Genomic DNA, 7,285 nt, shown 5'->3' with positions numbered 1-7,285 from the left:
CCCCCGCACCGCGCCAGGCCCCTGCCCAGCGCCCCGCTCCCGCGCCCATGGCACCCCCGCCCCAGCGCGCGGCCTCGGGCTTTGACGACATGGATGACGACATTCCGTTCTGATTCGGACCATCAAGGTTCTTGAGCATCCAGACCCGCTTTCCCCGGAAAGCGGGTTTTGTTTTTCCAGGCGCCCGACGACAAATCCCATGCCCCTGCCGCGTGCCAGAACCCTGTTGTGGAGTCTTGTCCTGTGCCTGCCGCTGGCCGTGTTCGGCTGGCTGGCTGCAGCCCTGTGCCTGATCTCGCAGGAGGACTACACGCCCGAGCCCGGCAGCTTCACCTACTACATCGGCATCTCGTCCCTGGTGCGCCATGCGCCGCTGGTGGGCGCGCTGGGCAAGGCGGAGTACTTCGGCACCGTGGGCGACGGCAACAAGCCGCCACACGGCCTGGTGTCCTATGACGTGGAGTTCGCAAGCATTGGCCCCGCCACGCACGCCTTCGATGCCTACCTGCTCGGCAAAGGCTATTCCCGGAGTGCGGACGACGAAACGCCCGGCCCCTCCTACGGCATGGGGCGGCGCGTTCGCCATGCCAGGTACAAGGCGGCTTCGGGCCAAGTCGTCTACGTGGAAGTGGTGCAGGCCTCATCGGCCGAGCAAGGCCCTGTGCGCTACCGCGCCACCATGGCGCACTACGACTGATTGCGGCCAGGGGTCCATCCCACGGCAGGCAGCACCCCCTCGTACAATCGCGCCCGTGATTTCAGTCCACCGGCACCGTCAACCCGAGGCTCGCCAAGCGCACAGCCGCGATGCCGCACGCCTTCACAGCTTCACGCTGGCCCGCATCGCGCGCGGCTCGCAGAGCCGGCGCTCGGGCTGCACCCGCCTGGCGCCGCCGTAGCACGGTCGAACTGTTCAAGCCGCCAGGTTTCGGGCATCGCCCGACGCCCGGCATGTTCATTCCCGTCTACAAAATCCTGCCCCGCCCTGTCACACCCAGCGCGGCGGGGCCGGCCATTTCCATGTCGAAACACCCCCATACCTTTCGCGCCGAGTGGGCGCCCAGCATTCCGCGCGAGCTCATGGCAGGCGCGGTGGCCACCTTTGCGCTGATCCCCGAGGTCATCGCCTTCTCCTTCGTGGCCGGGGTCGATCCGGCCGTCGGGCTGTTCGCCTCCTTCATCATCAGCATCGTCATCGCCTTCACGGGCGCGCGCCCGGCCATGGTGTCGGCGGCTGCGGGCTCGGTCGCCCTGGTGGCCGCTCCGCTGGTGCATGCCCATGGCGTGCAGTATCTTTTTGCGGCCGGCATTCTTGCGGGGGCCGTGCAGATCCTGTTCGGCGTGCTGCGCCTGGGCGTGCTGATGCGCTATGTGTCGGGCTCGGTGCGCACGGGCTTCGTCAATGCGCTGGCCATCCTGATCTTCTCGGCCCAGATGCCGCACCTGATCGGCGCCAATGCCGCCACCTGGGCCATGGTGGGCGCCGGCCTGCTGATCATCTACGGCCTGCCCCGGCTGACCACGGCCGTGCCCTCGCCCCTGGTCTGCATCGTGGTGCTGACGGTGGCGGCGCATTGGCTGGACCTGCCCTTGAAGACGGTCGCCGACCTGGGCCTGCTGCCGGATGGCCTGCCCAGCTTCGGGCTGCCGCAGGTGCCTTGGTCGCTGGAGACGCTGCGCCTGATCGCCCTGCCCGCGCTGGCGATCGCCATGGTGGGATTGCTGGAGTCCATGATGACGGCCAGCGTGGTCGATGAACTCACGGACACGCCCAGCTCCAAGAACCGCGAGTGCAGCGGCATCGGCGTGGCCAACATCGCGGCCAGCCTGTTCGGCGGCATTGCCGGCTGCGCCATGATCGGCCAGACCGTGGGCAATGTGCGCTACGGCGGCCGCGGCCGGCTGTCCACGCTGTTCGCGGGCGCCTTCCTGCTGATCCTGATGGTGCTGCTCAAGCCCTGGGTGTCCCAGGTGCCGGTGGCGGCGCTGGTGGCCATCATGGTGATGGTGTCGGCCTCCACGCTGGACTGGGGATCGGCCCGCGCCCTGCTCAGGCATCCCAAGCTGTCCAGCGCCGTGATGCTGGCCACCGTGGTGGTCACCGTGGCCACGGACAACCTGGCCGCCGGCGTGGGCGTCGGCGTGCTGCTCAGCGGGGTGTTCTTCACCTTCAAGGTCTCAAGGCTGCTGTCCGTCGAGAAGACGCAGGACGATGCAGGCCTGACCTACCGGGTCTCGGGCCAGGTCTTCTTCGCCTCGGCCGACCTGCTGGTCGATGCCTTCGACGTGCGGGACATCGAAGGCCGGCCGGTGCGCATCGCGCTCGACAACGCCCATTTCTGGGACATCACGGCCGTCAATGCGCTGGACAAGGTCTGCCAGCGCCTGCGCAAGCACGGCAGCACGGTCGAGGTGACGGGCCTGAACGAACACGGCCGGGCACTGGTGTCGCGGCTGGATATCGGCATCGAGTAGGCCCGCGGCCGTCCCCGGGCGGGACGGCCCTCACCGCTCATCGAACGACAGCACCACGCGCTCGGTCAGCGGATGCGCCTGACAGGTCAGTACAAAGCCGCAGGCGACCTCGTTCTTGTCGAGGGCGAAGTTGCGCTCCATGCGCACCTCGCCCTCGACCACCTTGGCGCGGCAGGTGCCGCAGACGCCCGAGGTGCAGGAATAGGGCACTTCCAGCCCGGCCGAGGAGGCCGCGTCCAGGATGCTGGCCTGGCCGCGCGTGAAGGGGATCTCGCGCGAGAGGCCGTCGCGCACCAGGGTGATGCGGGCGGTGGCGACGTCGCCGGGCTGGGCCTCGTGCACCACGGCGCCCACCGTGCCCTGGCCTGCGGCCGGCAGGGCCACGCCGAAGCGCTCGATGTGGATGCGCTCCTCGGCCACGCCGGCGGCCAGCAGGGCGGCCTCGGCCTCGTCGTTCATCTGGAAGGGTCCGCAGATGTAGACATGGTCGATGTGTGCGGCCGGCACCACGCCCTGCAGGAATTCGGCGATCTTGCTGCGGTCCATCACGCCCATGTTCAACGGCAGGTCGGTGTGCTCGTCCGAGAACACATGCTGCAGCGACAGCCGCGACATGTAGCGGTTCTTGAGGTCCTCGATCTCCTCCTTGAACATGGTGGACTGCAGCTGGCGGTTGCCGTAGATCAGCGTGAAGCGGCTGGCGGGCTCGCGCGCCAGCACGGTCTTCATGATGGACAGGATGGGCGTGATGCCGCTGCCGCCGGCGATGCCCACATGGTGGCGCGCGGCCCCGGGCTCGATGGGCACGAAGAAGCGGCCCTGGGGCGCCATGACCTGCAGCGTGTCGCCGGGGCGCAGATGCTCATTGATCCAGTTGGAGAACTGGCCGCCGCGCACCTTGCGCACACCCACGCGCAGTTCGCCGTCATCCACGCCTGCGCAGATGGAGTAGCTGCGGCGCAGGTCCTGGCCGTCGATCTGGTGGCGCAGCGTCAGGTACTGGCCCTGGGTGAAGCCGAAGACCTCGCGCAGCGCGGGCGGCACGTCGAAGGAGACGACCACGGCCTCGGCCGTGTCGGGCGCAATGCTGCGCACGCGCAGCGGGTGGAACATCGTGGTCGTGGTCATATCGGCTTGAAGTGTTCGAAGGGTTCGCGGCAGTCCAGGCAGCGGTGCAGGGCCTTGCAGGCCGTGGCGCCGAAGGCCGACAGCCGTTCGGTGTGCGCGCTGCCGCAGTGCGGGCAGGCAACGGGCTCGGGCACGGCAATGCCCTGGCGGCGGCGCACCAGGCGGATGGGCGAAGTGCCTTCCGGCAGGCGGGAGTCGCCGCAGCGCCCGGGGGGCGCGATGCCGTACTCGCGCAGCTTGCGCCGGCCGTCGTCGCTGATCCAGTCCGTGGTCCAGGCGGGGGCGCGGCGCAGCACGGCGCGCGCGGGGCCCAGGCCCGCAGCCTCGATGGCCTCGAGCACGCTGCGCTCGATGACCTCGGTGGCGGGGCAGCCCGAGTAGGTGGGCGTGAGCACGATCTCCATGCCCTGGCCTTCGGGCAGGGCATGGACCTCGCGCACGATGCCCAGCTCGCAGACCGAGATCACGGGCACCTCGGGGTCGGGCACGTCCTGCAGCGCGGCCCAGGCCAGGCGCTCGCGCTCGGCCGAGGCGGATGTGACGGCCACAAGCCGTGCGGCAGCCATCACCACACCCCGCCCGGATAGGCGCGCTGCAGGTGCTGCATCTCGGCCAGGATGAAGCCCATGTGCTCGCTGTGCACGCCGTTGCGGCCCGTGCTGCGGAAGGCGGATTCGGCCGGCATGTCCAGCGTGGCCTCCTGCAGCAGGGCGGCCATTTCGGCCTGCCAGGGCTCGCGCAGCTCGGACCAGGCCGGGCCCAGGCCGCTGGCGCGCGCGGCGGCGTCCGTGGCGTCGTCGGTGAACAGCTCGGCCGCGTAGCGCCACAGCTGGGCCAGGGCCGCCTCCATGCGCTGGCGCGATTCCTCGGTGCCGTCGCCCAGGCGCACCACCCAGTCGCCCGCGTGCTGCTCGTGGTAGCGCGCTTCCTTGAGCGCCTTGGCGGCGATGGCGGCCAGTTCGGCGTCGCTGGAGTGCACCAGGCGCTCCCACATCAGGCGCAGCCAGGTGGCGGCCATGGCGTTGCGCAGCACGGTGAAGGCGAAGTCGCCGCGCGGCAGCTCGGCCAGCGTGGCGTTGAAGTAGTCGCGCTCGTCGCGCAGGAAGGCGAGCTGGTCCTCGTCGTGCGCGCGGCCTTCGAGCTGGCCGGCGCGGGTGAGCAGCGCACGTGCCTGGCCGACCAGGTCCAGCGCCATGTTGGTCATGGCGATGTCCTCTTCGAGGATGGGCGCGTGGCCGCACCACTGGCCCAGGCGCTGGGCCAGGATCAGGCAGGTATCGCCCAGGCGCAGCAGGTACTGCACCTCGGGGCGGGCGTCGATGGCGATGGAGGAGGCGGAGGCGTTCATGGCAGCTCCCCGCTCACATGTGGTCCACCGAGGGCGGCAACTGGTAGAAGGTCGGATGGCGGTAGACCTTGTCCTGGGCGGGATCGAAGAACATGTCCTTGTCGCCGGGGTCGCTGGCCACGATCTGGTCCGAGCGCACCACCCAGACGCTCACGCCCTCCTGGCGCCGCGTGTAGACATCGCGCGCCATCTGCAGCGCCATCTGCGGGTCGGCCGCATGCAGGCTGCCGCAGTGCTTGTGGTCCAGGCCGGCCTTGCTGCGGACGAAGACTTCCCACAGCGGCCATTCGTTGGTGATGTTCTGTTCGACGGCGGTCATGCGGCCTCCTTGCGGGTCTGATTTCTCTGTGTCTGCTTGCGGGCATGGGCCAGGGCGGCCTCGCGCACCCAGGCGCCTTCGTCCCAGGCCTTGACGCGGGCGCCCAGGCGCTCGCGGTTGCAGGGGCCGTCTCCGGCGATCACGCGCCAGAACTCGTCCCAGTCGATGGGGCCATGGTCATGGGCCTGGCGGGCCTCGTTCCATTTCAGGTCGGGGTCGGGCAGGGTGACGCCCAGCACCTTGGCCTGGTCCACCGTGGCGTCGATGAACTTCTGGCGCAGCGCGTCGTTGGAGATGCGCTTGATGCCCCAGCGCATGGACTGCGCGCTGTTGGGCGACTGGTCGTCGGGCGGGCCGAACATCATGATGGACGGCCACCACCAGCGGTTGACGGCGTCCTGCACCATGGCCTTCTGCGCCTCGGTGCCCTGCTGCATCATGGTCAGCAGCGCCTCGTAGCCCTGGCGCTGGTGAAAGCTCTCCTCGCGGCAGATGCGCACCATGGCGCGCGCGTAGGGCGCATAGGAGCAGCGGCAGATGGGCACCTGGTTCATGATGGCCGCGCCATCCACCAGCCAGCCGATGGTGCCCATGTCGGCCCAGGTCAGCGTGGGGTAGTTGAAGATGGAGCTGTACTTGGCCTTGCCCGTGTGCAGCGCGTGCAGCATCTGGTCGCGACTGCTGCCCAGCGTCTCGGCGGCCGCGTAGAGGTACAGGCCATGGCCGCCCTCGTCCTGCACCTTGGCCAGCAGGATGGCCTTGCGCTTGAGCGTGGGCGCGCGGCTGATCCAGTTGCCCTCGGGCAGCATGCCGACGATCTCGCTGTGCGCGTGCTGGCTGATCTGGCGCAGCAGCGTCTTGCGGTAGTTGTCGGGCATCCAGTCCTTGGCCTCGATGAATTCGCCGGCATCGATGCGCTCGTCAAAGCGCTGCTGCAGGCGCATTTCGTCGGCCGAGCGCACGGCCTTGCCGCCATCGCCCGCTTCCTTGCCCATGGTGTCCATGGCCTGGGTATACATGTGCGATCTCCTTGAATGAAATGGTTGACGACGGCCGGCGGTGCCTCAACGCGGCCGCTTGTCGTACACACGCCGGGCCTTGCCGGTCTGCGTGCGCTCGATGGTGTCGGGATCGAAGACGCGCACCGCCGTGGAAATGCCCACCAGGGTCTTGATGCGCTGCTGCACCCACTGCGCGATCTCGCCGCGCTCGGCATCGCCCAGGCCGCGCCGCTGCGGCTGCAGCTCGCAGTGCACCTCGACGGTGTCCAGCAGGCCTTCACGGCTGATGTGCATCTGGTACAGGCCCGTGAGGCTGGCATTGGCCAGCACGATTTCCTCGATCTGGGTCGGAAAGACGTTGACGCCGCGGATGATCATCATGTCGTCGCTGCGCCCCACGATCTTGCCCATGCGCCGGAAGCTGCGCGAAGTCGGCGCCAGCAGCCGCGTCAGGTCACGCGTGCGGTAACGAATGATGGGCATGGCTTCCTTGGACAGCGACGTGAAGACCAGCTCGCCCTCGCTTCCGTCGGGCAGCACCTCGCCCGTGTCGGGGTCGATGATCTCGGGATAGAAATGGTCTTCCCAGATCACCGGACCGTCCTTGCTCTCCACGCATTCGCTGGCCACGCCCGGGCCCATGACTTCGGACAGGCCGTAGATGTCCACGGCATCCAGCCCCGCCTTGCCCTCGATCTCGCGGCGCATGGCCTCGGTCCAGGGCTCGGCGCCGAAGATGCCGATCCGCAAAGAGCTCTCGCGCGGGTCCATCCCCTGGCGCTGCATCTCCTCCACGATCACCTGCATGTAGCTGGGCGTGACCATGATGATGTCGGGCCGGAAATCCTGAATCAGCTGCACCTGCTTTTCGGTCTGCCCGCCCGACATGGGCACCACGGTACAGCCCGCGCGCTCGGCGCCGTAGTGCGCGCCCAGCCCGCCCGTGAACAGGCCATAGCCGTAGGCCACATGCACCATGTCGCCAGGCCGCCCGCCCGCCGCGCGGATGGAGCG

Annotated in this window: 9 protein-coding genes; 3 read left to right on the top strand and 6 right to left on the bottom strand. The window is 68.9% G+C overall.

All coding sequences use genetic code 11. From position 1 onward, the window contains the following. Nucleotides 1-199: 199 nt before the first annotated feature. The 3 genes from BW39_RS29680 to BW39_RS29675 all read left to right on the top strand — a co-directional run bounded on the left by BW39_RS29680 (nt 200) and on the right by BW39_RS29675 (nt 2,475). The gene (locus BW39_RS29680) at nt 200-697 is read left to right on the top strand and encodes a hypothetical protein (protein ID WP_043825956.1); all 498 of its coding nucleotides are present in this window, start codon (nt 200-202) and stop codon (nt 695-697) included. Between the two features lie 55 nt (nt 698-752). Next, nucleotides 753-899, top strand: coding sequence for a hypothetical protein (locus BW39_RS31590; protein ID WP_161787016.1), 147 nt, complete (start codon nt 753-755; stop codon nt 897-899). A gap of 121 nt (nt 900-1,020) precedes the next feature. Beyond that, the gene (locus tag BW39_RS29675; protein ID WP_235264316.1) at nt 1,021-2,475 is read left to right on the top strand and encodes a SulP family inorganic anion transporter; all 1,455 of its coding nucleotides are present in this window, start codon (nt 1,021-1,023) and stop codon (nt 2,473-2,475) included. Nucleotides 2,476-2,505: 30 nt separating this feature from the next. Here the strand turns inward: BW39_RS29675 and paaE are convergent, their stop codons facing one another. From paaE to BW39_RS29645, 6 genes are all read right to left on the bottom strand, one after another. After that, nucleotides 2,506-3,603, bottom strand: coding sequence for a 1,2-phenylacetyl-CoA epoxidase subunit PaaE (gene paaE / locus BW39_RS29670; protein ID WP_043825954.1), 1,098 nt, complete (start codon nt 3,601-3,603; stop codon nt 2,506-2,508). Further along, on the bottom strand, nt 3,600-4,169 hold the full coding sequence (paaD, locus tag BW39_RS29665) for a 1,2-phenylacetyl-CoA epoxidase subunit PaaD (RefSeq protein WP_043825952.1): 570 nt from the start codon (nt 4,167-4,169) through the stop codon (nt 3,600-3,602). The genes paaE and paaD overlap by 4 nt, the downstream gene beginning before the upstream one ends. Beyond that, a complete protein-coding gene (gene paaC / locus BW39_RS29660; RefSeq protein WP_043825951.1) occupies nt 4,169-4,951 on the bottom strand; it encodes a 1,2-phenylacetyl-CoA epoxidase subunit PaaC in 783 nt (260 codons plus the stop codon). The genes paaD and paaC overlap by 1 nt, the downstream gene beginning before the upstream one ends. Before the next feature lie 13 nt (nt 4,952-4,964). After that, a complete protein-coding gene (gene paaB, locus BW39_RS29655) occupies nt 4,965-5,270 on the bottom strand; it encodes a 1,2-phenylacetyl-CoA epoxidase subunit PaaB (RefSeq protein ID WP_012202743.1) in 306 nt (101 codons plus the stop codon). Next, nucleotides 5,267-6,289 carry a 1,2-phenylacetyl-CoA epoxidase subunit PaaA gene (gene paaA / locus BW39_RS29650; RefSeq protein WP_012202742.1) on the bottom strand — a complete coding sequence of 341 codons (1,023 nt, stop codon included), beginning with the start codon at nt 6,287-6,289 and terminating at the stop codon, nt 5,267-5,269. The genes paaB and paaA overlap by 4 nt, the downstream gene beginning before the upstream one ends. A 45-nt stretch (nt 6,290-6,334) precedes the next feature. Further along, on the bottom strand, nt 6,335-7,285 hold a 951-nt coding region (locus BW39_RS29645), incomplete at its 5' end, for an AMP-binding protein (RefSeq protein WP_043825949.1).

It is taken from the genome of Delftia sp. RIT313, assembly GCF_000632165.1.
In the GTDB taxonomy this organism is placed as follows: Bacteria; Pseudomonadota; Gammaproteobacteria; order Burkholderiales; family Burkholderiaceae_C; genus Comamonas; species Comamonas acidovorans.
The sequence above is the reverse complement of the archived record's forward strand: the minus strand, read 5'-3'. Positions and strand labels throughout refer to the sequence as shown.